This is a genomic window from Streptomyces sp. NPDC102279 (assembly GCF_044766365.1).
Taxonomy (GTDB): Bacteria; Actinomycetota; Actinomycetes; order Streptomycetales; family Streptomycetaceae; genus Streptomyces.
The window spans coordinates 236,157-262,765 of record NZ_JBIWLU010000002.1 but is presented as its reverse complement, the minus strand read 5'-3'; the positions used below and the strand labels follow the sequence as shown (position 1 = coordinate 262,765).

General features: G+C 72.7%; 24 protein-coding genes. 7 read left to right on the top strand and 17 right to left on the bottom strand.

Annotated features, from left to right (window positions below; genetic code table 11):
• Positions 1-49: 49 nt before the first annotated feature.
• Both ACIRQH_RS04705 and ACIRQH_RS04700 read left to right on the top strand, forming a co-directional pair.
• Positions 50-907: an AAA family ATPase gene (locus ACIRQH_RS04705; RefSeq protein WP_388877167.1), complete on the top strand. Its 858-nt coding sequence runs from the start codon at positions 50-52 to the stop codon at positions 905-907.
• Positions 904-2,274, top strand: a complete 1,371-nt coding sequence (locus ACIRQH_RS04700) for a VWA domain-containing protein (protein WP_404224218.1) — start codon at positions 904-906, stop codon at positions 2,272-2,274. Before ACIRQH_RS04705 ends, ACIRQH_RS04700 begins: the two co-directional genes overlap by 4 nt.
• 33 nt (positions 2,275-2,307) lie before the next feature.
• Here ACIRQH_RS04700 and ACIRQH_RS04695 read toward each other — a convergent pair whose 3' ends face one another.
• Positions 2,308-3,279 carry an alpha/beta hydrolase gene (locus ACIRQH_RS04695; protein WP_388877121.1) on the bottom strand — a complete coding sequence of 324 codons (972 nt, stop codon included), beginning with the start codon at positions 3,277-3,279 and terminating at the stop codon, positions 2,308-2,310.
• Between the two features lie 154 nt (positions 3,280-3,433).
• Complete coding sequence (locus ACIRQH_RS04690) at positions 3,434-4,396, bottom strand: zinc-binding alcohol dehydrogenase family protein (protein WP_404224216.1); 963 nt, start codon at positions 4,394-4,396, stop codon at positions 3,434-3,436.
• A gap of 246 nt (positions 4,397-4,642) precedes the next feature.
• Between ACIRQH_RS04690 and ACIRQH_RS04685 the strand changes: the two genes are divergently transcribed.
• Positions 4,643-5,116: a MarR family winged helix-turn-helix transcriptional regulator gene (locus ACIRQH_RS04685; RefSeq protein ID WP_388877127.1), complete on the top strand. Its 474-nt coding sequence runs from the start codon at positions 4,643-4,645 to the stop codon at positions 5,114-5,116.
• A gap of 62 nt (positions 5,117-5,178) precedes the next feature.
• On the opposite strand, the gene ACIRQH_RS04680 is transcribed toward ACIRQH_RS04685, so the two are convergent.
• The 10 genes from ACIRQH_RS04680 to ACIRQH_RS04635 form a co-directional block, all read right to left on the bottom strand.
• The gene (locus ACIRQH_RS04680; protein WP_388877130.1) at positions 5,179-7,041 is read right to left on the bottom strand and encodes a M1 family aminopeptidase; all 1,863 of its coding nucleotides are present in this window, start codon (positions 7,039-7,041) and stop codon (positions 5,179-5,181) included.
• Between the two features lie 305 nt (positions 7,042-7,346).
• Positions 7,347-8,009: a spherulation-specific family 4 protein gene (locus ACIRQH_RS04675; protein WP_388877133.1), complete on the bottom strand. Its 663-nt coding sequence runs from the start codon at positions 8,007-8,009 to the stop codon at positions 7,347-7,349.
• The gene (locus ACIRQH_RS04670) at positions 8,006-8,935 is read right to left on the bottom strand and encodes an NAD-dependent epimerase/dehydratase family protein (RefSeq protein ID WP_404224213.1); all 930 of its coding nucleotides are present in this window, start codon (positions 8,933-8,935) and stop codon (positions 8,006-8,008) included. The genes ACIRQH_RS04675 and ACIRQH_RS04670 overlap by 4 nt, the downstream gene beginning before the upstream one ends.
• 7 nt (positions 8,936-8,942) lie before the next feature.
• Entirely contained in the window at positions 8,943-9,656 is a 714-nt protein-coding gene (locus ACIRQH_RS04665; RefSeq protein ID WP_358815970.1) for a sugar phosphate nucleotidyltransferase, read from the bottom strand.
• Between the two features lie 32 nt (positions 9,657-9,688).
• A complete protein-coding gene (locus ACIRQH_RS04660; RefSeq protein WP_388877139.1) occupies positions 9,689-10,690 on the bottom strand; it encodes a GDP-mannose 4,6-dehydratase in 1,002 nt (333 codons plus the stop codon).
• A gap of 103 nt (positions 10,691-10,793) precedes the next feature.
• A complete protein-coding gene (locus tag ACIRQH_RS04655) occupies positions 10,794-12,164 on the bottom strand; it encodes a hypothetical protein (protein WP_404224211.1) in 1,371 nt (456 codons plus the stop codon).
• Entirely contained in the window at positions 12,161-13,687 is a 1,527-nt protein-coding gene (gene pelF / locus ACIRQH_RS04650; protein ID WP_404224209.1) for a GT4 family glycosyltransferase PelF, read from the bottom strand. Before pelF ends, ACIRQH_RS04655 begins: the two co-directional genes overlap by 4 nt.
• 86 nt (positions 13,688-13,773) lie before the next feature.
• On the bottom strand, positions 13,774-15,906 hold the full coding sequence (locus ACIRQH_RS04645; RefSeq protein WP_404224207.1) for a hypothetical protein: 2,133 nt from the start codon (positions 15,904-15,906) through the stop codon (positions 13,774-13,776).
• A 468-nt stretch (positions 15,907-16,374) separates the two neighbouring features.
• Positions 16,375-16,902: a hypothetical protein gene (locus ACIRQH_RS04640; protein WP_358815975.1), complete on the bottom strand. Its 528-nt coding sequence runs from the start codon at positions 16,900-16,902 to the stop codon at positions 16,375-16,377.
• Between the two features lie 551 nt (positions 16,903-17,453).
• A complete protein-coding gene (locus ACIRQH_RS04635; RefSeq protein ID WP_388882515.1) occupies positions 17,454-17,825 on the bottom strand; it encodes a hypothetical protein in 372 nt (123 codons plus the stop codon).
• Positions 17,826-18,092: 267 nt separating this feature from the next.
• Here ACIRQH_RS04635 and ACIRQH_RS04630 point away from each other — a divergent pair, with 267 nt between their 5' ends.
• The 4 genes from ACIRQH_RS04630 (at position 18,093) to ACIRQH_RS04615 (ending at position 20,478) form a co-directional block, all read left to right on the top strand.
• On the top strand, positions 18,093-18,440 hold the full coding sequence (locus ACIRQH_RS04630; protein ID WP_081221959.1) for a PRC domain containing protein: 348 nt from the start codon (positions 18,093-18,095) through the stop codon (positions 18,438-18,440).
• A gap of 7 nt (positions 18,441-18,447) precedes the next feature.
• The gene (locus ACIRQH_RS04625; protein WP_358815978.1) at positions 18,448-18,660 is read left to right on the top strand and encodes a hypothetical protein; all 213 of its coding nucleotides are present in this window, start codon (positions 18,448-18,450) and stop codon (positions 18,658-18,660) included.
• A gap of 5 nt (positions 18,661-18,665) precedes the next feature.
• Positions 18,666-19,913: an NAD(P)/FAD-dependent oxidoreductase gene (locus ACIRQH_RS04620; RefSeq protein WP_404224204.1), complete on the top strand. Its 1,248-nt coding sequence runs from the start codon at positions 18,666-18,668 to the stop codon at positions 19,911-19,913.
• Positions 19,914-20,028: 115 nt separating this feature from the next.
• Positions 20,029-20,478, top strand: coding sequence for an ATP-binding protein (locus tag ACIRQH_RS04615; protein ID WP_404224202.1), 450 nt, complete (start codon positions 20,029-20,031; stop codon positions 20,476-20,478).
• A gap of 43 nt (positions 20,479-20,521) precedes the next feature.
• On the opposite strand, the gene ACIRQH_RS04610 is transcribed toward ACIRQH_RS04615, so the two are convergent.
• From ACIRQH_RS04610 to ACIRQH_RS04590, 5 genes are all read right to left on the bottom strand, one after another.
• Positions 20,522-22,879: a SpoIIE family protein phosphatase gene (locus ACIRQH_RS04610; protein ID WP_404224200.1), complete on the bottom strand. Its 2,358-nt coding sequence runs from the start codon at positions 22,877-22,879 to the stop codon at positions 20,522-20,524.
• A 269-nt stretch (positions 22,880-23,148) separates the two neighbouring features.
• Positions 23,149-23,340, bottom strand: a complete 192-nt coding sequence (locus ACIRQH_RS04605) for a hypothetical protein (RefSeq protein WP_388882502.1) — start codon at positions 23,338-23,340, stop codon at positions 23,149-23,151.
• Entirely contained in the window at positions 23,340-23,765 is a 426-nt protein-coding gene (locus ACIRQH_RS04600) for a hypothetical protein (protein WP_404224198.1), read from the bottom strand. Before ACIRQH_RS04600 ends, ACIRQH_RS04605 begins: the two co-directional genes overlap by 1 nt.
• A 47-nt stretch (positions 23,766-23,812) precedes the next feature.
• Entirely contained in the window at positions 23,813-25,300 is a 1,488-nt protein-coding gene (locus tag ACIRQH_RS04595) for a sensor histidine kinase (RefSeq protein ID WP_388931484.1), read from the bottom strand.
• Complete coding sequence (locus ACIRQH_RS04590; protein WP_358815985.1) at positions 25,297-26,001, bottom strand: response regulator transcription factor; 705 nt, start codon at positions 25,999-26,001, stop codon at positions 25,297-25,299. Before ACIRQH_RS04590 ends, ACIRQH_RS04595 begins: the two co-directional genes overlap by 4 nt.
• Positions 26,002-26,609 lie beyond the last annotated feature (608 nt).

Sequence of the window (26,609 nt, the reverse complement as noted above, 5' to 3'; positions counted from 1 at the left end):
GCGCTTAGATAGTGAGTCCGAGCTCGTCCGCGCGCTGGAGGCACCGTTGCTGTTCACATCCGTCGACGACGTCTCCGCGCGCCTGGCAGGGACGGGCTATCTGGCCTCGCCCGCCGTCGCCACGACGGTCTTCCTGGCCGACCGGCTCGGCAAGCCCCTCCTCGTCGAGGGCCCCGCCGGGGTCGGCAAGACGGAACTCGCCAAGGCCGTCGCCCAGGTGGCCGGGGCCCGGCTGGTGCGCCTCCAGTGCTACGAGGGCGTCGACGAGTCCCGGGCGCTGTACGAGTGGAACCACGCCAAGCAGCTGCTGCGTATCACCGCGGGGCGTGACGAGAGCTGGGACGAGACGCGGACGGACATCTTCAGCGAGGAGTTCCTGCTGCCGCGTCCCCTGCTGACGGCCATCCGCGGCGACGACCCGAAGGTCCTGCTGATCGACGAGACGGACAAGGCCGACGTCGAGGTGGAGGGTCTGCTCCTCGAAGTCCTCAGCGACTTCCAGGTCACCGTCCCGGAGTTGGGCACCATCGCCGCGACCACCCGGCCCTTCGTGGTGCTCACCTCGAACGCGAGCCGCGAACTGTCGGAGGCCCTGCGCCGCCGCTGTCTCTTCCTCCACATCGGCTTCCCCGACGAGGAGTTGGAGCGCCGCATCGTCCGTCTGAAGGTGCCCGGCCTCGACAGGGCGCTCACGGAGTCGGTGGTGCGGGTCGTGGGCGCGCTGCGCGAGATGGACCTGCGCAAGGTCCCGTCCGTCGCCGAAACCATCGACTGGGCCCGCACGTTGCTCGCGCTCGGTGCCGACACCCTCGACGAGGACGTCGTGCGCGACAGCCTCGGCGTGATCCTCAAGCACCAGGACGACATCCTGAAAGCGGCGGCCAAGCTCGACCTGGGTGCCGTGTGACCGCCGCCGACCCGGCGGCCGGTGTCGCGGACCGGCTGACCGGCCTGGTCGGCGCGCTGCGTTCGCACGGCGTGCGGATCGGCACCGGGGAGACCGTGGACGCCGCGCAGGCGGCCGAGGCGCTCGGTCTCGCGGACCGCGACCGGCTGCGGGAGGGCCTCGCGGCCACGCTCCTGCACAACGCGGGACAGCGGCGGGTGTTCGACCCCGTCTTCGACGTGTACTTCCCCCGGGGCGTCGGAGCACCCGATGCCCCGGCGCCCGCGGACCGTGACGACCTCCGGAACCGGCTCGCCGCCGCGCTGGCCGCCGACGACCGCGCGCTCATGGCACGGCTGGCGATGGACGCGGTCGACGGCTTCGGCGGATACGGCGGCACGTCGGCCACGGACGGCTGGTCGTCGTACCAGACACTCGACCGGCTCCGTCCGCAGACGCTGATGGCTCGGGTACGGGACACGGTCCGCGCGGAGGGCGGAGCGCCGGGGTTCACCGACCGGCTGCTGGAGGACGAGATCAGGGGGCGCATCGAGGCGTTCCGCCGGCTGGTGGCGTCGGAGGCGCGACGCCGGGTCGCCGAGCGGCGCGACCGCGACGAGATCGCCCGGCGCGCGGTGGCCACGACCGCCGACCGCGTCGACTTCCTGTTCGCGGGCCGCGACCGCCTCGCCGAACTGCGCAGGGTCGTCCAGCCGCTCGCGCGCAAACTCGCCACCCGGCTCGCCGCGCGCCGCCGCAGGGCCCGGCGCGGCACCATCGACCTGCGGCGGACCCTGCGCGGATCCCTGTCCACGGGCGGGGTGCCGATGCGTCCGGTGCTGCGCCGGCGCCGTCCCGTGCGGCCCGAACTGGTGCTGCTGTGCGATGTGTCGGGCTCGGTGTCGGGGTTCTCCGACTTCACGATGCTGCTGGTGCAGGCGCTGCACGACCAGTTCAGCAAGGTGCGGGTGTTCGCCTTCGTCAACCGGGTCGACGAGGTCACGGGGCTGCTCGTGCACGGCGCGGCCGACCCGGACGGGCTGAGCGCCCGGATCGGCGCGGAGGCCACGCTCACCGGCTGGCACGACAGCAGTGACTACGGAGTGCCGTTCGGCGAGTTCACCGAGCGGTACTCCGGCGCGGTCGGCGCCCGGACGACCGTCTTCGTGCTCGGTGACGCCCGGACGAACAACAGCGACCCGAACCTGCCCGCGGTCCGGGAGCTCACCCGGCAGGCCCGCCGTGTCTACTGGCTGAATCCCGAGGCGCGTTCGCAGTGGGGCACGGGTGACTCGGTGGCCCCGGCCTACGCCGAACTCGTGGAGATGCACGAGTGCCGCAACGCCGAGCAGCTCAGCGCCCTGGTCGGCCGCCTCCTGCCCGTCTGACCCGTCGGGCCCGCGTGGACTCCGGCCCGCCGGTCAGGGGGCGAGAAGCCTGCGCAGCCAGGTGACGCGCGCGGCGCGGGCGGTGCGGGAGAGCGGGGTGTGCGGGGCGAAGGAGTCGAAGCCGTGGAAGCCGCCGGGCCACACGTGCAGTTCGGCGACGCCGCCGGCCTGCCAGATCCGTGACGCGTAGTCGACGACCTCGTCCCGGAAGGTCTCGGCGGAGCCGACGTCGAGGAAGGCCGGCGGCAGCCCGGTGAGATCGGTGGCCCGGGCGGGAGCGGCGTAGGCGGGGACGTCCGGGCCACCGCGGGCGTCGCCCAGCACGGCGGTCCAGGCCGTCTCGTTGGCCGTACGGTCCCAGGCGCCGACGCCCGCCATCTGGTGCGCGGAGGGGGTGTCGTTGCGGTCGTCGAGCATCGGGTACATCAGGACTTGGCCGATCGGCCGTGGGCCCCCGCGGTCCCGGCTGAGCAGGGCGAGCGCCGCCGTCAGTCCGCCGCCCGCGCTGGCGCCCGCGACGACGATCCGCTCCGGATCGCCGCCGAACTCCGCCGCGTGCCGCGCCGTCCACAGCAGACCGGCGTAGACGTCCTCCACCCCCGCGGGATACGGGTGTTCGGGCGCCAGCCGGTACTCCACGGACACCACGACCGCGTCCAGCTCCCGCGCCCACTCCAGGACGACCTCCACCCCGGCCCGGTTGTTGCCGAGGATCATGCCGCCGCCGTGGGCGTGGTAGATCACGGGACGCGGTCCGTCCTGGGAAGGCGCGGCGGGCGTGACCACGAACAGCGAGACGTCGGGGGCGCCTTCGGGGCCCGGCGCCGTCCGGTCGGTGGTCACGAAGGCGCCGTCCTGTGTGAGGTCGAACGCGGGCACCGCGATGTCCGGTCCGGCGTGCAGGGCGGTGATGTCCTCCAGGCTCAGTCCGGACGGCATCGACGGGCCGACCGCGGCGAGGGCGGCGGCGAGATCGGGGTCGAACGGGGGCGGTACCAGCAGCATGACGTCTCCTCGTGCTGAGCCCGGCGGCTCGTTCGACCATGATCGGCGCCGCGCCCCCGGACCGGGAGCCGCCGTGTGGCGGAACCTGCCCCCGAGGGGGCGGCCCATGCCCGCCCCGCGCCTTGCGGGAAGAGCCGGGGGGTGCCGGGCGCGGTCAGCGCGGGGCCAGCACGATGCGCTGTCCGGGGGCCGTCGGTGCGCTCCACGCGCGCTCGACCTCGGAGAGAGGGAGGACGAGCGGGTCGACGGCGAAGGTGCCCGACGCGATCTCCGCGGCGAGGGAGGGGAGTTCGGCGACGATCCCGGCGGCGGTGACCGAGCCCTGACCGCTGCCCATGATCTGGAGATTGGCGGCCCGCAGCAGGAACGACGGCAGGGTGATCTCCGTCCCGGCCATGGACCCGATCTGGATCCAGGTCAGCGCCTTGCCGCGCTCCGCGCGCGCGGTGAGAAGGGCGGGCATGGCCTGTTCGGCGGCCGGTCCCCACAGGTAGTCGACGACGACGTCCACGTCGGCGGCGCTCGCGGCGAGCCGGTCGGCGACCTCGTTGGGCTCGCCCAGCAGGGAGACGGTCTCGTCCGCTCCGAGCCGGGACACCAGGTCGAGCCGCTCGCCGTCACGTCCGGCGGCGACGACGTGGCCCGCGCCGAGGTGGCGTGCGATCTGGACGGCGAGCTGTCCCGCGTTGCCGGTAGCGCCCAGCACCAGGACACCGGCGCCCGGCCGGAGTGCGACCCGGCGGCGCAGGGCGATCCAGGAGGACATGGCCGGGTTCATCGCGGCGGCCACGGCGATGGGGTCGGTGCCGTCCGGCAGGACGATGGCGCGGCGGCGGTCGACCACGGCCCGCTCGGCCATGGTGCCCGGCGCGTCGTCCGTGGCGACGAAGTAGAGCAGCTCTCCCCGGGCGGTGCGGCCGACGCCGTCGACGCCCGGGACGAGGGGCAGCACGCCGTCCGAGGTGTAGTGGGAGCCGTCGGCGGCGGAGCGGACGCGAGGGTGGAGACCTGCGGCGAGGACGTCGACGAGCACCTCGTGCTCACCGTGGGGCTCGGGGGTGTCGAAGACGTCGAAGCGGGGCGGAGTGTCGAAGGAGTGGACGACAGCGGCATGCATGGGGTGCCTCCTGGGCGGGGCCGGAACGTCAGGAATGAGGGCAGACCGGCACGAGAGGACTCGGTCATTTGGTTTGCGTCACGTACTACTTCGACAGTAGTTTGCGGCGCGTACTAAGTCAAGGTAGTTTGGGTCGCGTACTTGATGGGGCGGCCAACTCCGTGGACGCCGTCCTGGCGCCCGGCCCGGCCGTCGTCCTGAACGCCGCACCGGCACCTCGTGCCCGGACCAGCAGGGGAAGCCGCCATGCCCGTCAGTCACACCCGCGAGCCGGCCCGCGAGTCGGGGGCCGACGAACTGTCGGGCACCGTCGACGCCTTGGTCCAACTGTCGTTCCTGGTGCAGGGCGTGCTGGGCCGGATGGCGTCCGAGCACGACCTCTCCCTGATCCAGGTCCGCCTGCTCGGCATCCTGCGCGATCGCAGGCCGGGCATGCTCGAACTCGCCCGGCTGCTGGGCCTGGACAAGTCCTCGATGACCGGCCTGGTCTCCCGCGCCGAGAAGCGCGGCCTGGTCCGGCGGATCCCGTCCCCCGACGACGGCCGTGCCGTTCTGGTCGAACTGACGGACGCGGGCCGGGAACTCACGGGCCGCTGCACCGCGGAGATGGATGGCGAGATCGCCACCCTGACGGCGTCACTGACCGGCGCCGAGCGCGCCCAGGTCACGGCCCTGGCCGGAAAGATCCTGAGCAACGCCCAGGTGGGTGGGGCGAGTTGACGCACGTGCCGTCCCGCCGCGGCGACACCCGGGGGAGCCACCGCGACGGATCGGCGCGAGGGTCAGCCCTCGATGCGGTGGGTCGTCCAGAAGGACGTCAGGTCCGTGGTCGTGGCGGCCTGCGCGGCAGCCTTGAACTCGGCCGTCGTCGAGACGCCGTACCAGTGTGAAGTGGCGTAGTCCTTCAGGAGTTTGGCCATGGCGGTGTCACCGAGGAGACGCCGCAGGTCGTGCAGGGCGCACTTCCCGTAGCCGTAGATGACGGTGGAGTAGCGGGACGAGTGAGCGTCCCAGTACGCCATCGAGTTCGTGATCTTCTCCGCGGACGAGGCCCACGAGACGCTGTTCCAGCAACTGGCGCCGGTCTTGTTCTGCGCCAGGTCGGTGGCGTAGTCCGTGAACGCCTCGTCCAGCCAGGGGCTGTTGTACTCGTCGTCGCCGACGATCCCGTAGAACCACTGGTGACCGATCTCGTGCGTCAGCGCCGTGGTGCTCACCAGGTCGAGGACGAACCCGGGGTACTCCATGCCCCCGAACCAGAAGTTGTTGTCGATCACGGCGTCCAGCTCGCCGTACGGGTAGGCCCCGAAGCGCGCCGCGTGCGCGTCCACCGCGGACTTGGCGGTGGTGAGCATCGACTGGGCGTTGGCGGAGCTGATGCCCGAGACGGAGTAGACGTTGATGGCCGTGCCTGCGGGGGAGGTGCCCGAGATCTTGGTGAACGGTCCCGCCGCCCAGGCGAAGTCACGCACCTTGGACGCGGTGGCCGTGGTGACGGTGCGTCCGCTGGAGCCGGGGGTGTCGACGGAGGTGCCCGTCGCCGGGACGAGCAGGCTCGTCGGGTGGTCCAGGGTGACCTTGAAGTCGGCCGCCAGTGAGTAGAAGGACTCGCCGTTGTTCGTGTACGGGTCGAGGTGCCAGCCCGCGCCGTCCTTCACCGCGAGCACCGGCAGGGCGTTGCCGATGAAGCTGAACGCCCCGTCGTAGCCGAAGCGGTCGGCGCCGCTCGGCACGGTGATGCCGAGGTCGAAGCCGATCGACGTGCTCTGGCCCTGGGCCAGGGGAGACGCCAGCGTGATCTTGAGGGCCGTGCAGGCGACCGAGAGGGCTCCCGCGGTGCCACCGGTGACGTTGCTGACGGTGATCGGCGGCGCGGTGCACGTGCCGTGGTAGTTGTCCCACAGCCTCAGGTACACCTCGCTGAGCGCGGTGGACGAGGCGTTGGTGAAGGTCGCGCTCTCATGACCGGTCCAGACGGTGCCGCTGGTGTTGCTGCTCAGACTGACCGTGTAGGCGGGGGCCGCGGGGGTGCGCGCGGAGTCGGCGGGCGGGGTGGTGTCACCCGAGGTGTTCAGGGCGATGTCGTCGAGGACGAAGCTGGTCTGAAGGCTGGAGTCCTCGGTGCCCGTGAACGCGACGGTCACGGTCTGGCCGGCGAACGCCGACACGTCGAACGACTTCTGGGCGTACCCCGAGGCCTTGTTGAGGTTCGAGTACGTCGCCAGGGTGGTACTGCCGATCTTGGCGGTGAGCTTGTCGTACGCGGTCGACGCGGTCGTCTCGGCCGTGTCGATGTGCAACCAGAAGGTTAGGCTGGCGCTGCTGCACCCGGCCGGGATGGTCACGCTCTGCGAGAGCGTGTCCGTGTGGGTGCTGCCGACACCGTCCAGCCAGGCGAAGCTGCTGCCGCCGTGGGCGGTCTGCCCCGAGCGGCTGGTGATCACGCTCGTCGACGACTGCGTCCAGGGCGAAGTTCCGCTCTCGAAGCCGCCGTTGGTGACGACCTGGGCCGGGGTGCAGGCGGCTGCCGCCGCCGGGGCCGCGTGCGGCGCGGCCGCCACGGGGGTGCTGGGGAGGCAGACGGCGGCCAGGGCGGCGACGGCGAGGACGCGTGCCGCGATGGCCTTGCGGGGGGTTGGTCTCACACGAAACTCCTTTGAGGCGGCCGGATTCCGGCCTGCTCGGTGGCCGTCCGCGACGACTGGGGTGCGCCGGGTGGACGGCCGCGGGCCGCGCGCGGGTACGCGCGATCGCTTGGTGAGATGTCCGTCCCGCCGCCCTGGGGTCAGGACGACGGCTCCCGGAAGCGTGGCAGATTTGACCGAGACATGCCATCAAAGTGCGGGAAAGGAGGCGGTTCGATGAAGGAGGGGGATGCGGGACCCGGTCCGCTCCGGGAGAGCGCCCGTCACCGGGTGCGGCGCGGGTGCGGCGCCGGCCGTCGGGTCCCTCAGGACTCCGTCGTGCTCAGTGCCGGGGTCAATCGGGTCCACGGGTTGGGGAGTTCGCCGGTGACCGGGCCGGTCACCGCTGCTCCGCGGTCGCGGGCGGTGCGTACGGCGAGCGGGACCAGCGCTTCCGGGACGCCGTAGACGAGATGGCAGAACCGCTCGGGCGGATGACGGGCGGTCCACTCCGGTCTGCTGAACGCCGCGACGTACGTGGACCAGTGGCCCTCGAAGGTGACGAGCAGGTCCGCCAGGCGCGCGTACCCCGGGGCGGGATGGACGCCCGGGTTCAGCACCACGGGCGCCGCGCCCAGCCGGCGGATGCTCCGCACCAGCCTCTTGAAGACGGGCAACGCTTCGGAGGCCGAGGCCGCCCGGTCGAGGAAACAGCCCTGGGTGCCGTACCAGTCGCGGTGCCGCAGGACCTCGTCCACCACCTCGTCCGGATCGCGCGCGCCGTAGTCCGTGTCGACATACCCGAGCAGCCGGGCGCCCGCCGCGCGCAGCGCGCCGGTCGCCGCCGTGAACGCCGGGTCAGGGCCCGCGCCCGGCCCGTCCGCCGGGTTGATGACGACACCGTACGTACGGTCGGCCGACGTGATCAGACGATGCCAGGCACCCGGGTCCTCACTCGGGTGCACGTACAGCGGGATCAGCAGGCTCATCGCACCCGGTCGCCTTTCAGCCGCTCGGCCCGAGCGGCCTCAGACACGGCTGCCCAGAGCTCGGTCAGCGAGTCGTCGAGGGCCAACGCGGGTCGCCAGCCGAGCGATTCACCGGCGGCCGTGATGTCGGAGCACTGCCACGACACCGCGCCCGAGCGTTCGGACCCGCCGCCGTTCTCCTCGATCCGCCCCCGGAACCCGGACGCGCGGGCCAGCCCGCCCACCAGGTCCCGCACCGGAACGGCCCTGCCCGCACCGATGTTGAGGATCCGGGGCAGCGGCCCCGGCGCCTTGGCCGCGGCCACCGCCGCCCGCGCCACATCCCGTACGTCCACGAAGTCGCGGTACGCCGACAGGTCGCCCAGCCGGATCACCGCGTCCGGGTCCGGACCGGCCGCGCGCAGCAGACCGGCGATCCTGCCCGGAAGGCCGGCCGACGGCGCGCCGGGTCCCACCGGGTTGCCCACCCGCAGCACGACCGCGTCCAGCCCGGACATGCTGACGGTGACCGTCCCGGCGAGTTTGGTGGCTCCGTAGGGGGTGATGGGGTGGGTGGCCGCCGACTCGGTGACGGCCGTGCCACGGACGCCGGGGCCGTACTCGGCGGCCGAGCCCAGATGCACGAGCCGTGCGGCCGGCGCCGCCTCGCGCAGCGCCGCGCAGAGTACGGCGGGGCCACGGGAGTTGACCTCGGCGAGGGTCACGGCGTCACCGCCGGTGGCCCCGGCGCAGTTGATCACGGCATCGGGCGCGGCCTCGGCCAGCGTCGTCGCCAGCCGATCCCGGCCGTCGGTGGCGAGGTCGACGCCGAACTCCGCGCCGGGCGAGCGGCCGGCGCCGAACACCCGCACGCCCGGCAGGGCGCGCAGGTGCTCGACGACATGGCCGCCCAGATAGCCGGTGAGGCCCAGGACGAGAATGCGCATACGGCGGTCAGGCCCCCTTGAGCAGCAGCGACTTGCGGGTGGTGAACTCGGCGTTCGCCCGGTCGTAGTCGTCCGGGCGGCCGATGTCGAGCCAGTACCCGTCGAATTCGTAGGCGTGCGGCTCGTTCCGGCTCCGCAGCAGGTCGAGGACCAACTCGTCGAAGCCCAGGGGCAGTCCCGGCGTGTATCCGTCGAGCGTGGACCGGGACAGACCGTACACACCCATCGAGACGCGGTAGTCCATGCTCGGCTTCTCCGTGAAGGCCACCACCTTGCTGTCGGCGGTGGTCAGCACACCGAAGTCGATGTGCACCTTGCGCTCGTACGTCGCGATGGTCAGCGGCGCCCCCGAACTCCGGTGCCGGACAAGGACGTCGGCGAAGTCGAGGTCGGTCAGCACGTCGCCGTTCATCACGAGGAACGACTCCGGGAGTCGTTCCCGCATGGTGAGCAGCGGCCCCATGGTGCCGAGGGGACTCTCCTCCGTGGCGTAGTCGACGGCCAGGCCCCACTGGGAGCCGTCGCCGACATAGGCGCGGATGATCTCGCCGAGATGACCTATCGCTATGGTGCAGCCGGTGAACCCGGCCGTGGCGAGCTGGCGGAGCACGATCTCCAGGATCGCGTGCTGGTCGCCGATGGGCACGAGCGGCTTGGGCAGTGCGGTCGTGTAGGGCCGCAGCCGGACGCCCTTGCCTCCCGCGAGAATCACTGCGTGCATGGGGCTCCTCCTTCGTGGTCGTGCCGGACGGGTCAGATGTTGTAGATGCCGGTCTTGTAGCGGGCGAGGTTCGCGGGGTCGCGGAAGAACTCCACGGTGTGCGCGAGCCCTTGGTCGAGCTGGTGGGCGGGGCTCCAGCCGGTCGCCCCGGTGAGCCGGGTCGCGTCGGCGACCAGGCGCATCACCTCGGAGTTGGCCGGCCGGACGCGTTGTGCGTCCTCGCGCACGTCGAGGGCGGTGTCCATCACCTTGCCGATCAGGGCGACCAGGTCGCCGACCGAGATCTCCCCGCCCGTACCGGCGTTGAAGGTGCGGCCCACGACCCGCTCGGCGGGCGCGGTGCCCACCGCGAGGAACGCCTGCGCGGTGTCCCGCACGAACGTGAAGTCGCGGGTGGGCCGCAGGTCGCCGAGGGTGATGGTGTGTTCGCCCGCCGCCACCTGGCCGATGACGGTCGGGATGACCGCGCGCATCGACTGACGCGGACCGAAGGTGTTGAACGGCCGCAGTGTGACCACCGGTGTGCCGAAGCTCGCGTGGTAGCTGTCCGCGAGCCGGTCCCCACCGGCCTTCGAAGCGGCGTACGGGGACTGGGTGTTGATGGGGTGGTCCTCGGTGATCGGCACGGTCTGCGCCGTGCCGTAGGTCTCGCTGGTGGAGGTGTGCACCAGCCGGGGCGTGCCGAGTGCGCGCACGGCCTCCAGGACGTTGAGGGTGCCGGTCACGTTGGTGTCCACGTAACTGTGCGGCGCCCGGTAGGAGTACGGGATCGCGATCAGCGCGGCCAGGTGGTAGACGCAGTCCGCGCCTTCGGCGAGCCCGCGGACCGAGCCCGGGTCACGGACGTCGCCGAGGACGATCTCGACGTGCTCCAGGACGTCGGGGCTCAGGGTCTCCAGCCAGCCGTACGAGGAGAAGGAGTTGTACTGGGCCATCGCCCTCACCCGGTGCCCGGAGGCGACCAGTGCCTCGGTGAGGTGGGAGCCGATGAATCCCTCGGCTCCGGTGACGGCGGCGAGCGGTGCGGAGGTCAACTCGTGTTTCCTTCCGGTCGGTTGCTCGGTGTTACGGAGGTGTTCCCGGTGCTGGGTGACGGTCCCGCGCACGCGGTGGTCCGGGCGTCCCGCGGGCCGCTGGTCAGGCGTGCGGGGCGGGCCGCCCCAGCAGCCGCACGGCACAGGCCGTCAGACACAGGGCGGCGGCGCCGCAGATCAGGGAGAGCGCGAGGCCGGTGGGCGGGGAGCGGAGCACCCCCGCCGCGGCGGCCCCGCCGGCCGCCGCGAGACAGACCGCGGCCGGTGGCCAGGCCACCCCGAAGGCCTGGAGCAGCAGTGCGGTCCAGAGGGTGGCGGCGAGCAGCAGCAGTGCGGCCGGTTCCGCGCCCGTCAGCAGGGCGGCGGGCAGCAGGGGCAGGACGTAGAGGAGCAGGCAGAGCCCGAGGATGCCCGTCGAGCGCAGCAGGAAGGCGGCCGGGGTCGCGGTCGCCCGCAAGGCCGCGACCGACATCCCGCGGTACCGGTACAGCAGCCACTCCGCCGGTCCCATGCTGACCGTCAGCACGATCACGGCGTACGGATGCTGCCGCCCCTCCAGCAGGACCAGGACCCCGGCCGAGAGCCCGAACAGGCCGTACGGCACGGAGCGCAGGAGTGCGGGGCGGGCGCCGCCGGGGGCCGGGGCGGTGGTGAGCACGGCCCGCAGGGCCCAGCCCGCCGCCGCGACCGCGCCGAGCACGGACAGCAGCGGCAGCGTCAGCCGCAACGCGTCTCCCGGTTCCCACCAGGGCAGGGCGAGGGCGCCGGCGACGAGCGGGGTCAGCGCGGCCAGCAGCAGCCGCTCCCCGCCCAGCACCAGCAGCGCCCCGGCCGCCGCGAGATACACGGACTGCGCCGCCGCCACCGCGACCGCCGTGCCGGATCCGGCGATCAGCGATCCGGCCGCGGTCGCGGCGAGCGCGCCGAGCGGCGCTCCCTTGAGGAGCGTGCGGCCCGCCTCACGGCGCCCCGTGGTCATCCGCAGGTAGGCGCGGTGCCCCAGTGCCTGGCCCCAGGCCCAGGAGACCAGGCCGGCCAGCACCAGGACGTCGAGGTCACGGCCGGCGTGCCACAGCCGTCCCGTGAGGAGATAGGCGAGGCCCGGCAGGGCGAACAGGGCCCCGCGCAGCGCGCAGCGCACATGATCGGGTCGCCACGGGTCGGCGGTCCCGGGCGGCTCCGGGAACGTGCGGGGCACTCGCTCGTAGAGGGCGGAGGCGAGGGAGAAGAGGTTCGGGTGTCCGTACCGCTCCTGGATGACCTCGGCGGTCAGCCCCTCCGACTCCAGCAGAGCGGCCACCTCGTACGGGTGGACGGCCGGCCCGATGCCGTCGGCCAGTTCGGCCGCGAGCAGGTCGACCGCGTTCCGGCTGCCGCCCTCGCCGGGCGCGCGCGGGGAGGGGCGGTCACCGGCGATCCGTAAGGACAGGGTGCCCTGCACGCTGCCGGGTTCGAGGGCCATCGGTCCGCTCATCCGGCCAGGCTCCTCGGTCTCGTGGGGACCGCCGCGGCGAGCGGGGCTTCGGCCGTCTCGGCGACACCTGGGACGTACCGGCCGAGTGCCGACAGCTCCATATAGATGGACCGGAAGGTGTCGACGGTCTGGCGCAGCGTGAACTGCTCGATGACCCGCAGCCGGGCCGCCTCACCCATCGAGTGCCGGCGTGCGGGGTCGCCGAGCAGTTCCAGCGCGGCGGCCGCCATGGCGCCCGGATCCCGCGGCGGTACGACGAGCCCGCTGTCGCCGACCGCCTCGCGCACCCCGCCCACGTCCGTGGACACCGTCGCCCGCCCGCACGACATGGCCTCGATCAGGGTGAACGGGAAGCCCTCGCTGATGCTGGAGAGCATCACGACGTTGCCCGCGGCATAGGCGTCCTTGATGTCGTCGACCCGGCCCTCGAAGGTGACGGCGTCCGCGTGTCCCAGTTCGGCGGCCAGCGCCTCGCACCGTTCCCGGTACGCCTCACCGCCTCCTGGTGTGCCGCCGAACAACCGCAGCCGTGCGTCCGGGAGTTGCTCACGGACGAGGGCGAACGCGCGGATCAGCGTCTCCAGGTCCTTGATCGGGTCGACCCGGCCGGCCCAGCTGAGGGTCGGGGGCTGCGGCTCGGGACCGGCCGGCGGGAAGGCCGCAGGGTCCACGCCGTTGTACACCGTGCGGATCGCCTCGGGCGCGGCACCGCCCTGCTCCTCCCACAGCCGGTTGTACCGGTTGCCGGGGGTGATCAGCGCGGCGCGCCGGTACGTCTCCTCCGCGAGCAGCCGGAAGAAGCCGAGGACGACGGCCTTCACCGGCCAGCGGTACGGCCGGGTGCGGTAGCCGAGATAACGCTCCCGCAGGTAGACGCCGTGCTCGGTCAACAGGAGGGGGACGCCGTGCCGTTCGAGGGCGGCGAGGCCCGGCAGCGCGGCGACGCCGCCACTCACCGCGTGGGCCACTCCGCGCTCGGGCAGCGGCGCGGCCAGCGGGCGGAGCGCGTGTTCCAGCAGGGCGGTCGCGGTCAGGGCGTCGTGCAGGGTCGGCCGGGCCTCCCGGACGGCGAGGCCCGGCCGGTTCCACACCCCGGTCAGCACGCGGATCGCGTGGTCGCCGCGCAGGAAGGGGCTCAGCATCCCGTCCGCCGCGGCCCGTGCCATCGCGTACAGCGCCGCGGGGAACCGTTCCTCCGCGCACGGGTCGAGCAGAGAGGTCAGGAACTGTTCGTAGGCGGCGACGAGTTGGTTGCGTCGGCGGCCGCGGGGCGGCCGGCCGTCGGGTGCGGGCCCCCACATGGGGACCGCCACGACGTCCGCGACGTGCGCGGGGATGTCCCACACGATCGGCTCGCGGCCGGTGCCGGTCACGGCGACGACGTCGAAGTCGATGTCGGGCATCCCGCCGACGAGCTGGTCGCACCAGACGCTGACGCCGCCGTGACTGTGCGGGTAGGTGCCTTCGGTGAGCAGGGTGACGCGCGTTGCGTTGGGATCTCGCGCGCCGCGGGGAACGTGCATCGGTGTGCTCCACGGCCGAGGTGTGGGGTGGTGGTGCCCGTCCCGGCCGCCCAGGGTGCGGCCGGGACCTCCGGTCGGTGCGTCGCTCAGTTGTCCGGGGCGAGGGGGACCTGTTCGGTGACGCCCGCCGGTACGCGGGTGCGCGGCGCGCCGCTGGTCGCGTGCTGCCGCTTCGCGTGGACTGCCGCGGTCGGGGCGGGCGTGCCCGACGGCAGGCCGAGCGTGACGGGTGAGCCGGCCGAGGCCGTCCATCCCGAGGCGGCGCCCGCGTACGCGGTGCCGAAGCCCGCGGTGCCCGAGGTGGTGCCGGTGGGCATGGTGGCGGTGATCGCGACACCGTCAGGTGCCCGCACGGTGACGCTGTCGCCGACGCGGTAGGCGGCGACCTGGCCGGAGCCGACGGCGGCCTTCCACGCGGCGCGGCGGCGCAGCTCGACGCCGATGTCCTTCATCCGCAGGTTCACCACCGGGGTGTCGTCCGCGAACAGGTCCTTGTAGCCGTCGAGGACCCCGTCGAGGACCGGGTAGGCGATGCGCTCCTCGGCGAGGTTCGACTGGTGGATGAAGTGCGGCTTCGGGTCGTCGGAGAGCACGTGCCCGAGGTCGATGCGGGTCTCCAGCGGCACGATGTGGCCCGCGTAGCCCGTGCTGGTGCTCAGCGGCGCGGTCAGGCAGGTCGAGGTGTCCGGGTGGTCCTCGCAGATGCCGCTGCCACCCTGGGCGCGGCCGGTGTAGATCCAGTTGTACTCGTCGACCTGCTCGGCCGCCCTGCCCGCGTTGTAGAAGACGTTCATCGGGTAGCGGGGGACGGTGGTGGCGGGGCCGACCTGACGCTGGCCGGTCTCACGGGAGTTGTCGGAGCCGAGCCAGGTGACGCCGTTGTCGGCGAGCGCCGGCCCCAGGTTGGGGTTGTCGACGGGCTGCTGCGGAGACAGCTTCAGACCGGAGTGCTCACCGGTGATCAACTCCTGGCTTTCCAGCGGCAGTCCGGCCGTCTGTCCCCAGGCACGGTTGGCGGCGATCTCGTCGGAGATGGCGGTGCGTGAGACCCACTTGGTGCTGCCGTCGGTGTTGGTGGCGCATTTCCAGGGCAGCACACCGACGTCCTGTTCGCAGCCGAGGAACGCGTGCGTGAAGGTGTGGTTGATCCAGCGGAACCGGTCGCGGTCGGCGACGAGCTTGTCGGCGAGCGGGTCGGCGCCGTCGTTGTCCTCGCGCTGGTCGACGCTGCCCGCGCCGTTGTACGCGAGGTCGAGGGTGAAGTTCTGTCTGTTCTGCCAGTCGACGGCGTGGTCGACGTCCGCCGGCGTCATCCGGATCGGGTGGGCGACGCCCTCGCCCCGCGGGCAGTCGATGTCGCCCGGAGTGCAGTTCAGCGTCGTGTCCCAGCGGTCGTCACCGGCGAGGACGTCGTCGACGTGCACGGCGAAGTAGTTGCGCGAGGCGCCGAGGTGCACGCCCTGGGTCATCCACTCCACGATGCCGCGCGCCAGCAGCCGGAACTGCTGCTGGTACTGGTTGTACACGAACGTGACGACCAGCTCGCGGCGTCCGTCGTGCCGGTACTCGCCCACGAGGGAGCCGCGCGAGGACCCTCCGGGGATCGGCGCGTCGACGTACGGGGTGAAGTCGGCCCCCGCCTCCGGCGTCGACAGGTAGGCGTAACTCTCGCCCACGTCGGGCGAGTTGTCCTCGAACGGCACCGCCCCGTCCAGATAGCCGAAGGGCCCGGCCCTGCCGGCCGGCGTGACCTGGGCCCGTACCCCGTCGAGGCTGCCCGAGTAGCCACCGGTGACCGGGTACTGGAGCCCGGCCTCGGGACGGGCGTAGGTGTAGGCGTCGACCTGCGGGACGGCGTACGCCTGCTCGTACGCCGCGAGGGCCGCCATCTCGGCGGAGTTCGCCGCGAACGGGTTGTCGTTGGGCAGCACGACCGCCTGGAACCGGGCACGCGGGATGCCGTCGACCGTGTCCGCGAGGAACCCGGCGTCGATCACCGGCCGGCCCGGCTGTGCCAGGTCGACCTCGGTGTACGGCGTTCCGGCGGCGTCCAGTTCGGCGGCGATGGCGTCGGTCGCGGGTCCGCCGTCGCTCACGATCAGCACCCGCAGATCGATGCGGGGCGCGACCGGATCGGCGTGTGCCGTGCCGGCGGGTAAGCCGAGCGAGGCAATGAGCGCGCCGACCGTGAGCGCGGTCGTGCGAATGGTCCGCTTCATGCGGTGAAGTCCCCTCCCCGGGCAGGGGTGAGTACGGCTCCCATGGAGCGGACCACCCCCTGGCGTGACGCCGTCGCCCCCCTCAGATGACGGTCGTCAACGCTCTCGTCGCGTCACATAGTGAGGTCTCTGTGTAGCTTTCGTGCGCCTGCTGCGAAACATGACGGAAAAGAGCAGGTATCCAACAGACGCCACGAGAAGGCCAGTTGAGGATGCATTGACCGCGGGGGCGCACGCGGCGACGAGCCCGCGGGGGCGCCTGCGCTGGACCCGCCTTGAGGAGTGGCGGATCTGGAACACCGGAGTCCGCCCGTGCGTGGCGCCAGTGGTCCAGACCACCGCGGTCATCAGGGCGAGTGATCGGTTTTAGGTCACCGTCCCCCTCACCCGCTCCCGCGGGTGAACCGACGCCGAGGGGCGGCCGGTCCGCGCGGCTCGCGCGGACCGGCCGCCCCTGAGGGTGAGGGATCAGGCGCAGAGCACGCGGGTCTCGGGCGTGTACGCCGGCCCGCCGCTGGTGCTCGTGCTGTCGCTGAACTCGGCGTAGTAGTACGAGTAGAAGCCGATGTTCCCGTTGCAGCCGGAGTCGGCGGCGACCTGAAGGGTCAGTGTGACGGTACGGCTCTGCCCGGGCGGGATGGTGGACCCGTAGTTCGGGCCGAGGTTCGTGGGCCCGGTGCCCGAACACGGGACGCTGCCGGTGGCCGTCGCCAGGTTGCAGCCGCTGAAGGAGTACTTCAGGTCGGGGCGCTGGGTGGTCAGCCAGGTCGGTTCGATCGTCTGGTAGACGAACCAGACGTCGTACGTCCGGTGGTTGGTGATCGTCATCGAGAGGTTCACCGTGCCGCCGGGGGTGGTCGTGGCGCTGTCGCTGGTGAACGTCAGGTCGGCCGGGGTCGGGTCGGCCGCGCTCGCGGTGGGAGCCAGGCCGAACAGGGCGACGACAAGGGCGAGGGCGGAGGCGAGACCGAGACGTCTCAGCTGTGTTGATCGCATGGCCCCGGAGGCTAGGCAGGCGTCGAACGCACCGTCTGCCCCCGATCGGGCACGGGGGGTGACGGGCGGCCGGAAGTGGACGACTGGTGTGCTTGATGTGGAGGCGTCGTGGGGGGCTGTCGTTTTCGTGGACTCCCCTGCGGTGACCGGGCGACGGGGAACCGGCACGCGGGGGAGGCCGTCGAGCGCCCGCCGGTCCGGCCGAGCCGTCGCTATTGGCGGATACCGTGTGCCGGGCCCGGTCGTGCGGGGCTCGCCGAAGGCTCTGCGGCTGCGGCGAATCCGGCCAGAGTGTGGCGTTCCGGCCGGTCGGGCCCCCTGTCGACGGACGCTTCGAACGGACCCCGGGATTCGTGTGCATGAATCGGGAGGGGGAGGGCACAAGAAGGTCAGCTCGTGGATGCCTCCCCCCCCGGCACCCCCGAGCGCTCGGCCCCGCCCGCCGTCCCGCCCCCCTGGACCGCGAGGCGGGGCCGCAATCGTCGGCCCCCCGCCCGTGCCTCCGCCTCCCACGCCCCGAGCGAGGGCGGGCGCGGAGGCGGCCGGTCACGTCAGCCGTGCTCCAGCGAACGGGACTCCGCGCGGTGGTCGTAGTAGGCCCAGGCCGTCACGGCCACCACCGCGGTGACCGCCACGGCGCCTACGCGCAGACCCCCGGAGGTCAGGAAGGCGACCAGCCCGACCAGGAGGGCGCCGCCCAGCATGATCATGCGGCTGGCGAAGTGCTGCCCGGGGGACTGCGGCTCCTCGCGGTCCTTGAGGTCGTGCAGGGCGTCCCGGGCGGGACGCCGCGAGCCGCGCCGGGCCCGTGTCCGGTACTGAAGTCCGTAGCTGATCAGGCAGTAGAGCGCGAGAGCTCCCAGAGCCCACAGCCACGCCTGCCCGTCAGCTGCCCCACCACCGTGCATACGTGCCAGATACATGACAGCTCTCCTCCGGGAGGCTCATGGCCCAAGGGCATCCGGATGCCCGCGAAACCCGCGAACACGCGTGTCCGCGGCGAGCCGGCCGCCCTCGGTGTGGCGCAATGGAGAAATCGCCGGACAAGGGGTGTCGGCCTTCAGGAACGGGACACCCGGTCCTCTCCAGCGGGACGACACGCTGAGAAAGGGTGACCGGACTCCGGTCACCGGGGCGCGCACCGCACGAGACCGAGGCGCGTACCCGCACAGGAGTTGGAGGAATTCTTCGTGAACGAGAACCTTTGGGGTTACGGCCCGACCGCCGGTCACACGCCTGACGCGGACCTCACCGGCTACAAGGTGGAGGCCACGGACGGCCACATCGGGAAGGTCGACAAGCACTCCGACGAGGTCGGTTCTCAGTACATCGTCGTCGACACCGGCGTCTGGATCTTCGGCAAGGAGGTCCTGCTGCCCGCCGGGACGATCACGTCGATCAGCCACGAGGACAGGACCATCCAGGTCGCGCGGACCAAGGACGAGATCAAGTCGGCACCGGAGTTCGACAAGGAGAAGCACCTCGGTGATCCGCACTACCGCGACCAGCTCGGCGGCCACTACGGATCCGGCCACTGACCCGGACGTGAGCGCCGGTGCCGCCCCCGGAACGGGCGACACCGGCGTCCTCCTCGTCCGGGGCGGTTACGGCCGCCCCGGCGTGGCCCCGCATCCGCCCGGCGGACCCGACGGGAAGATCGGTCGAGGAGGGCGCGGCCGTCGCCGTACGGACGCCGGAGCGCGCCCGGACCACACCGCGCCCACCGACGCGCGGACGGACCGGCTGCTCGGAGGATGATGTCCATGACCGCGAAGCGCGGTGTGCCCGATGTCCTGGTCGTCGGCGGCGGACTCGCCGGTCTGGCGTGCGCCCGCGATCTCGCCGGGAACGGCTTCGACGTCCGGGTGCTGGAGGCGTCGGACGGGGTCGGCGGCCGGATGCGTTCCGACCCGCACGAGGGATTCGTCATCGACCGGGGCTTCCAGGTCTTCAACACGTCCTATCCGCAGGTCCGGCGCCGGTTCCCGCTGCGCGACCTGCGCCTGCGGCCCTTCACGCCCGGCGTCCTGGTCCACACCCCGGACGGGCCGCTGCGCTTCAGCGACCCGACCCGCGGCCCCAGGCAGCTGGGCGACCTGCGCCCGGGGCGGCTCGCGGGAACCCGCGACCTGATCGCGTTGGCGGTCCTGTCCGGCCGGGACATGCTCGCCCCCGTGCGCTCCCTGAAGCGCGGCGAGGACCGCACCACCCGCACCGCGCTGGCGTCGGCGGGATTCTCCGAGGAGTTCGTCGAACGGTTCTTCAGGCCCTTCCTGTCCGGAGTCTTCCTGGAGGACCAACTGGAGACCTCCGGCAGGGTGTTCCACCTCGTCTGGCGCAGCATGCTCCGCGGCACTCTGTGCCTGCCGGACGCGGGCATCGGGGCGGTGCCGCGCCTTCTGGCCGACGCGCTCCCCCCGGACACCGTGCGCCTCGACACGCCGGTCGCGCGCCTCACCGACGACGGAGTGGAACTGGACGCCGGCTCCGAACTCGCCGCGCGCGCCGTGGTGGTGGCGACGGGGCCGGGTCCCGCCGGCCGTCTGCTGCCCGGCCTGGACCTCCCGGCCTACCGTGTCGTGACGACGTACTACCACGCCGCGCCCCGCACGCCGCTGGCCGAGGCCACGCTGATGACGGACACCCGTCGGCGCTTCCTCAACACCTGTGTCCTCAGTGAGGTGGTTCCCGGCTACGCGCCCCCCGGGATGTCGCTGATCGCCACCTCGGTCCTCGGCCCGGACCAGGAGGGCCAGGAGGTGTGGCTGCGCGACGCGCTCGCCGAGGCGTACGGCACGGACACCGCCGGCTGGGAACTGCTGACCGTCCGGACGATTCCCGATGCCCTGCCCGCGATGCCCCCGCCCCAGCCGCTCACCCGCACCGCCCGGGTGTCCGCGGGCCGCTACGTGTGCGGGGACCATCGGACGACGGGCTCGGTGCAGGGCGCTCTCGCGTCCGGAGCACGCGCCGCACGCGAAGTCGCGCGGGACCTCGCAGGACAGCTGTGAAGAACCGCCCGAGCCGCCCGAGCACCGTCACGTTCGGTGGCCGCGCCGGTTCCGGCCCATCCACGGGCGCCGCGGCTACGGATCTCCCTTGAGGGAACGTAAGGGATGAAACATCATGAAATCTACGTATATGCAATGTGTGGTTCCGTCGGCGGGACCGGCCGTTCTGCGCGGGCAGCGTGGCGCTCTCCGCCGCAAGCTGACCGAATGGGGTCTGGGTCGCACGGCCGCCGAGGACATCCTTCTCGTCACCGGTGAGCTGCTCGCCAACGCCCTCGGCCACGGCACGCCACCGGTCCGGGTGGTCTTCACCCGGAGCCGCACGGCCGAGGGACTCCTCGTGCACATCGAGGTCGCCGACGCCGGCACCGGACTGAACGCCGGTCTCGTGCGCGCCACCTGGCGGCATCCGTCGTTCTCCCTGGCCGACGGAGGCCGAGGACTGCTGATCGTGGACACCCTCGCCGAGAGCTGGGGCGACGTCCCGACCGGCGAGGGGCACACGGTCTGGGCCGACGTCGACTGCGCGAACGACGGCGTGCCCGCGGGGGCCGCCCGGGAGTGAGCCGCGCGTCCTCCGCGGGCGAGGGCGCGCCGGCCGGAGAGGCCTAGGGGAGCGTCTGTTCCGTCCAGATCGTCTTGCCGTTCCCCGAGTAGCGGATGCCCCAGTTGTGGCTCATCTCCTGGCAGATGAACAGACCGCGCCCGCCCTCGTCGACCGTGCGGGCGTGCCGGATCCGGGGGGCCGCACCGCCCGCGTCGCTGACCTCGCAGGTGAGCGTCGAGTCCTTGATGAGCCGGAGCTGGATGGGCGGCGCTCCGTAGCGCACCGCGTTGGTCACCAGCTCGCTGACGATCAGTTCGGTCGCGAACGCGGTCTCCTCGCTCACCTGCCACAGCCTGAGCCGGTGCTGGGTGTGGTGCCGTGCCGTCGCGGCCGCCGCCGGTACGGGATCCAGCGGCCAGGTCGCCACCTGATCCGGGGGGAACGCACGGGTGCGGGCGAGCAGGAGCAGCACGTCGTGCGTGCCCGGAGTGCCGCGCAGCCGGTAGAGGATGTCGTCGCGCAGCTCGGGCAGGGGCCGGTCCAGCCGGGTCAGCGCCTCGCGCAGCAGCTTCGACGGGCGTCCGCCCGGGTGGTCGGAGGCCGGGAAGGACGGCGTCCACAGGGCGAGAACGCTGCCGTCCCGCATCGGCACGGACGCCGTTGCGAAGGGTGGCCCGTCCCGGCTGCCGAGCAGCGGGCCCGTCGGAAGTTCCGGAACGTGGATCACTCCGCTGGGATGCGCGACGACCGGCGCGGGGTGCCCGGCGGAGGCCATGGCGCACACCCCGCGCAGAGGATCGTGCACCACGTACACGCAGCTGGCCCTGAGCGGCTCCTGGTGCAGCGGATCACCGGAAGGCAGTGCCTGCCGTTCGTAGGCGAGACGTACGACGGTGTCGTTCAGGCGGGCGAGCAGTTCGTCGGGGCCCAGGTCGAGCGCGGCGAGCGAGCGGACGACCGTGCGCAGCTGACCCATGGTGGTCGCGGCGTCGATGCCGTTCCCGGCGACCTCGCCCACGGCCAGCGCGGTACGCGCGCCGGGGAGGCTGAACGCGTCGAACCAGGTGCCCGCGCCCGCGTCGGCCGGCAGGTGCAGTTGCGCGAACTCCATGGCCGTCTGCGAGGGCGGGTCCGGGGGCAGCAGATGGCGTTGCAGCGCCGCCGCGATGGTGTGCTCGTGCGTGTAGCGGCGCGCGTTGTCGAGACTGAGCGCCGTGTGGGTGGCCAGCTCGTGCGTGAGGGCCACGTCGTTCGCGTCGAAGGCGTCGCTCGGCCGTACCCGGTACAGGCTCAGCAGCCCGAGGACGGCGCCGCGCACGGCGAGTGGTGCGGTGAGCAGCGTGCGGGCCCCGGAGGCGCGGATGGCACGGGCCCGTTCCGGATCGGCGACGAGCCAGGGGGTGTCCTCGTCGAGGGCGACGGCCCGCGGTTTGAGATCGCTCAGCGCCTGTGAGTACGGAGTCGGCGACGGCAGCGCACGGACGTCACCCAGGGGATGGGCCTGAGCCGCCTGGTCGGGGCCGGCGTTGCGGAACGCGGCCCGGCGCAGCGGGACCTCGCGGCCCAGCGGACTGAGCGGGGGATCCTCGCCCCGCACCACCGCGTCGACCACCTCGACCACCGCGATGTCGGCGAACCCCGGCACCAGGGCGTCCACCAGCTCCTCGCAGGTGGCGACGACGTCGAGGCTCCGCCCGACCCGCTCCCGCACCGAGGCGAGCGTCTCGATCCGCCGCTCGGTGCGCATGTGCTCGGTGATCTCGGTCAGGGAGACGACCGCTCCGCGCCCGTGCTTGAGCGGGAAGGCGGAGGCCCGCACGAACCGTTCCGGGCCCGTACCGTCCGTGGGATCGAGGCGTACGACGTAGCCCGTGACGGGCGTGTCGGAGGCGACGACCTCCCGCAGGATGCCGTCGAACTCCTGCGGACGCGAGGGCCGGCACACCTCGCCGACCGGCCTGCCGCGGGCCTCGTCCGCCGTGATGCCGCACAGTACGACGGCCGGGTTGTTGAGGTTGAGGACGCGCAGGTCCGCGTCGAGGACGAAGAACGCCTCCAAGGTGTTGGCGCGCAGGGCGTCGAACACGGCGTTCCTGGTGTCGGGCGTCTCTCCCCGCGGTCCGGTGGCCGGGGTGTCGGCGGACGCTTCGAAGATCCCCCAGGCCGCGCCTCCGTCGGGCAGCGGCACCGGCCGGACGCGCAGGTCGACGGGGTTGCCCTCGTGGTCCCGGACACCGGACGGCCCCGGACCCGGCTCCGCCGGGTCGTCGGGATCCTCGCCATCGGGCGTGACCATGTCCAGGGCTGTCCTTCCCACGGCCTCGGACGCCGGACGCCGCCAGAGTTCCTGCGCCCGCGGGCTCCACCTGACGACGACACCCGCGCCGTCGACGACGATCAGCGGTGCCTCACCAGTCACCGGAATCACCTCTGCTGTGGGTCCGGCTGCGCACCTCCGCGTCGGGGGAGGGATTCGGCGGCTGATTCTCACCGGAGGAGGTCATGTCGCGAACCGTGTGCTCATCGGTCCACCGAGCACCGATTCTTCCAATGTAGGACCTCGTCCAGAGCGGGGCGCGTCGACAGCCGTACGCCCCCACGCACCGCGCCCCTCACCCAGGGTCACTGAGCAAGGGGCGCGGCAGCCGTGTACGCGGGTTCGGGCGGCGGTCCCGACTCCCGGTCCCGTCAGTCCTTGGCCATGTCCGACTCCGCGGAACTCGCCGCCGACTCCGCGCCGTCGACCAGCTTCCGCAGGTGCGCGAGGTCCGTGGGGGAGGAAGCGGGCGAAGGGCTGTCCGAGGTGTCCGTGTGGCCGCCGCACCCGGTCAGCAGCAGCGCCGCGGTGGCCACGGCCAGGGCGAGGTGCCGGGCGCGCATCAGGCGCCGGCCCCGTTCTTGTTGGCCTTGCACCACTTCACCACGGACGCCAGATCCTTCTGACGGCTCTCCAGGGTCGGCACGAGCGAGCGGCGGTGCGTGAGCCGCTTGTCGAGGTACTTCTCGATCTCCGTGTGCCCCGCGGACTTCGCGTTGGCGACGCGCTTCTCCAGCCGGGCGACCGAGCCGCGCTCCGTGACGGCCCCGTTCAGCCGGTCGAGGATCCGGCCGATCCGCTTGTCGATCTTCGGTGCCCGCTTGCAGAGCGCATGGGCGCCGTCACCGGTCGGCGCGCTCGACGGCTTCTTCCCCGAGTCGTCGGCCGACGCGGCGCCGGCCGCGCCGAGCAGCGCTCCGACGGCCATCAGCGAGACGACGGTCGTCCTGGTCCTCGATGCCGTCGGCATCCTCGGCGTCTTCGGCATGCTGAACTCCTCTTCCTTCCGGGGCGGTTGCCTGTTCCCCGGGCACGCTAGGAGTCCTCTTTGTGGAATTCTTGTGGCCGGCCACCGGCGGTCGTGATCATCCAGTTCCGCTGGAGGGGGAGCGTCGCCTCCGTCTCCGCCGTGCCGTCGAGGAGCGGGAGCACCACCTCGATCCGGGTACCGGCGCCGGCGGGCGGCTCGACGATCCGTACACCGCCCCGGTGCAGGTCGATCTGCTGGGCCACGAGCGTCAGGCCGAGGCCCGAACCGGGGCTGTCCGGGCGGCGCTTGAACCGTTCGAAGACCTCGGTCCGGCGCGCGGGCGCGATGCCCGGACCCTGGTCGGTGACGACGAGAACGGCGTCGCCGCCGCTAGCGCGCAGCATCACGTCTACCCGCGCGGGCCGCCCGTCAACGCTGCCGTGCACCAGCGCGTTGGCGAGGAGGTTGTCGACCACCGTCCGCAGCCCCGGCTCCCAGCCGTATACGCGCAGCCCCGGCGGCCAGGCGCCGGTGAGGTGGGCGAGCGGGTGGCGGTGCCGCTGCTCCCGAGCGCTCGCCTCGACGACGTCCGCGAGGTCGACCGGACCGAAGGCGTCCGCCTCGACCAGGTCCCCGCGGCCCAGCTCGCGCAGCATGAGCAACAGCCCCAGCAGCCGGGCGTGTTCACGACGCAGGTCGTCGAGGACCTCTCCGCGGTCGGGCGCGGGGAGGTGCGGGTGCTCGCTCAGGATCTCCAGGTTGGTCTGCATGCTCATCAGCGGAGTGCGCAGTTCGTGCGCGGCGGCCGACGCGAATGAACGCGCCGTGGCCAGCGCCTCCGCCGTGCGTGCGGCCTGCTCGTCGTAGCGGCTGAGGACCGTCTGGAGGGTGTGCGCCAGGTCGTCGACCTCCACGATCCGCGTCGGCGTGTGGTCCAGGCGGGCCGTGCTGGTCCGCGGATCCAGGCCGTTCGCGCCGTCCCGCAGCCGCCGCAGCGGACGGCTCGCCCGCCCGGCGACCGCCCCGGCCAGCAGTCCGGACAACGGTGCGGCGAGCAGTGCGACGGTCACCACGCGCCTGCGCACCAGGCGGAGTTGGGCGTCACTCGCGGTGTCGGGCGCGAACAGCCAGAGGGTTCCGCGCGCTCCGGCCCGGCCGACGGACACCCGCGTCGACAGGACCCGCCAGGTGTCCCCGCCGGCCCGCAGGGTGACCGGCGCCGGCGCGCCGGCGGGCAGCGGTACCGCCTGGTCCGGCTGCGGGCCGCCGGTGAACGTCTCCTCGGGGCCGACCAGCCGGACGCCGACATCCAGGGCCGAGGTGAACAGCCGCCGTTCACGGGCCCGTTCGACCGCCGCCGACCGGTCGGCGGCGCTCGCGCGCAGCAGTCCGCGGGCGTCCTTCGCCACGGCCGCCGCGCTCTGCCTCAGGTGGGTGTCCTGCTGGTGGTGCAGGTCCGTCGCGACCAGCCGCAGCAGCAGCCAGCCGGTGGCCAGCACCAGGAGCGGCACGGTCAGGCCGACGGCCAGCGCGATGCGGGTGGACAGCCTCATCGTCCTGCCTCCGGCCCGTCGTCGCGCAGTACGAACCCCACGCCTCGCACGGTGTGGATGATCCGGGCGCGGCCCGCCGTCTCCAGTTTGCGCCGCAGATAGCTCACGAAGGTGTCCACCGCGTCGGTGCGCACGTCGAAGTCGTAGCCCCAGACCCGGTCGAGGAGCTGGTCGCGGCCCAGCACGATGCCGGTGTTGAGCGCGAGGACATGCAACAGCTCGAACTCCCGCCGGGTCAGGTCGAGTCGGCGTCCGTCGAGACTGACCCGCCGGGCCGCGGGATCCAGCGACAGGCCGCCGACCCGCACGGTGTCGGTGTCCTTGGGCGGCCTGCGCCGCAGCAGTGCCTCCAGGCGAAGCACCAGTTCCTGGAGGGCGAACGGCTTCACCAGGTAGTCGTCGCCGCCCGCCTGCAGCCCCGCGATCCGGTCCGCGGTCTCGTCGAGCGCGGAGAGCATCAGGACGGGTACGTCGTTGTCCTCGCCGCGCAGTGTCCTGCAGACATCGATGCCGCTGAGGTCCGGCATCGAGATGTCCAGCACGATCGCGTCCGGCGGAGTCCGCCGGACCACCTCCAGCGCGGGCCTGCCGCCGTCGGCGAGATCCACGGTGAACCCGCCCAGTCGCAGACCGCGCTCCAGTGAACGCCGTATCGCCGCGTCGTCGTCGACGACGAGGACCCGGCCCCGATCTCGCCCCATCGCCACCCTCCCGGCCCGTTGACCGGCCGCCGTCGGCCCGGTCGCCGACCATGGTGCACCAGCCGCCGCTCCGGCCTCCTGCCCAGGGCCCTGGCGCGACCGTCACGGACGCCAGGTACGTATCGGGCACGAACTCCCTTCTGTTGCGTAACGGGCCTACGGCGCACCGTAATGCCACCTTTCTGTGGTGTTCGTGGGGGAGTATCCCGGTGTGTGGGGGAGAGAAGGTCATGCCTGCCATGACACATGCACGAGGAACGCGCGGGAGAGCCCGGGCGCGACTGGTCTCGGCACTCTGCCTGGGCTGCCGTGCGCGACGCTGTCCGGGTGCGGGCGTGCGGGCGTGCGGGCGTGCGGGCGTGCGGGCGTGCGGGCGTGCCGGCGTGCGGGCGATCCGCCGGCCGCCGCCTCGACGGCCGCCGTGAGCGGCTCCGCGTGCGGTCCGCGGGCATCCGCCACCGCCCCGTCGGCCGATGCGACGCCCTCGGCCGACGAGGGAGCCGACGGACACGCCGACGCCGGCGGCGGAGCCGGTCACGGAGTCCTCGGAGGACGAGACCGTGGCGGCCGCTCGTCGGTCGCCTGCCGTTCCGGCCTCGGTGAGCCGC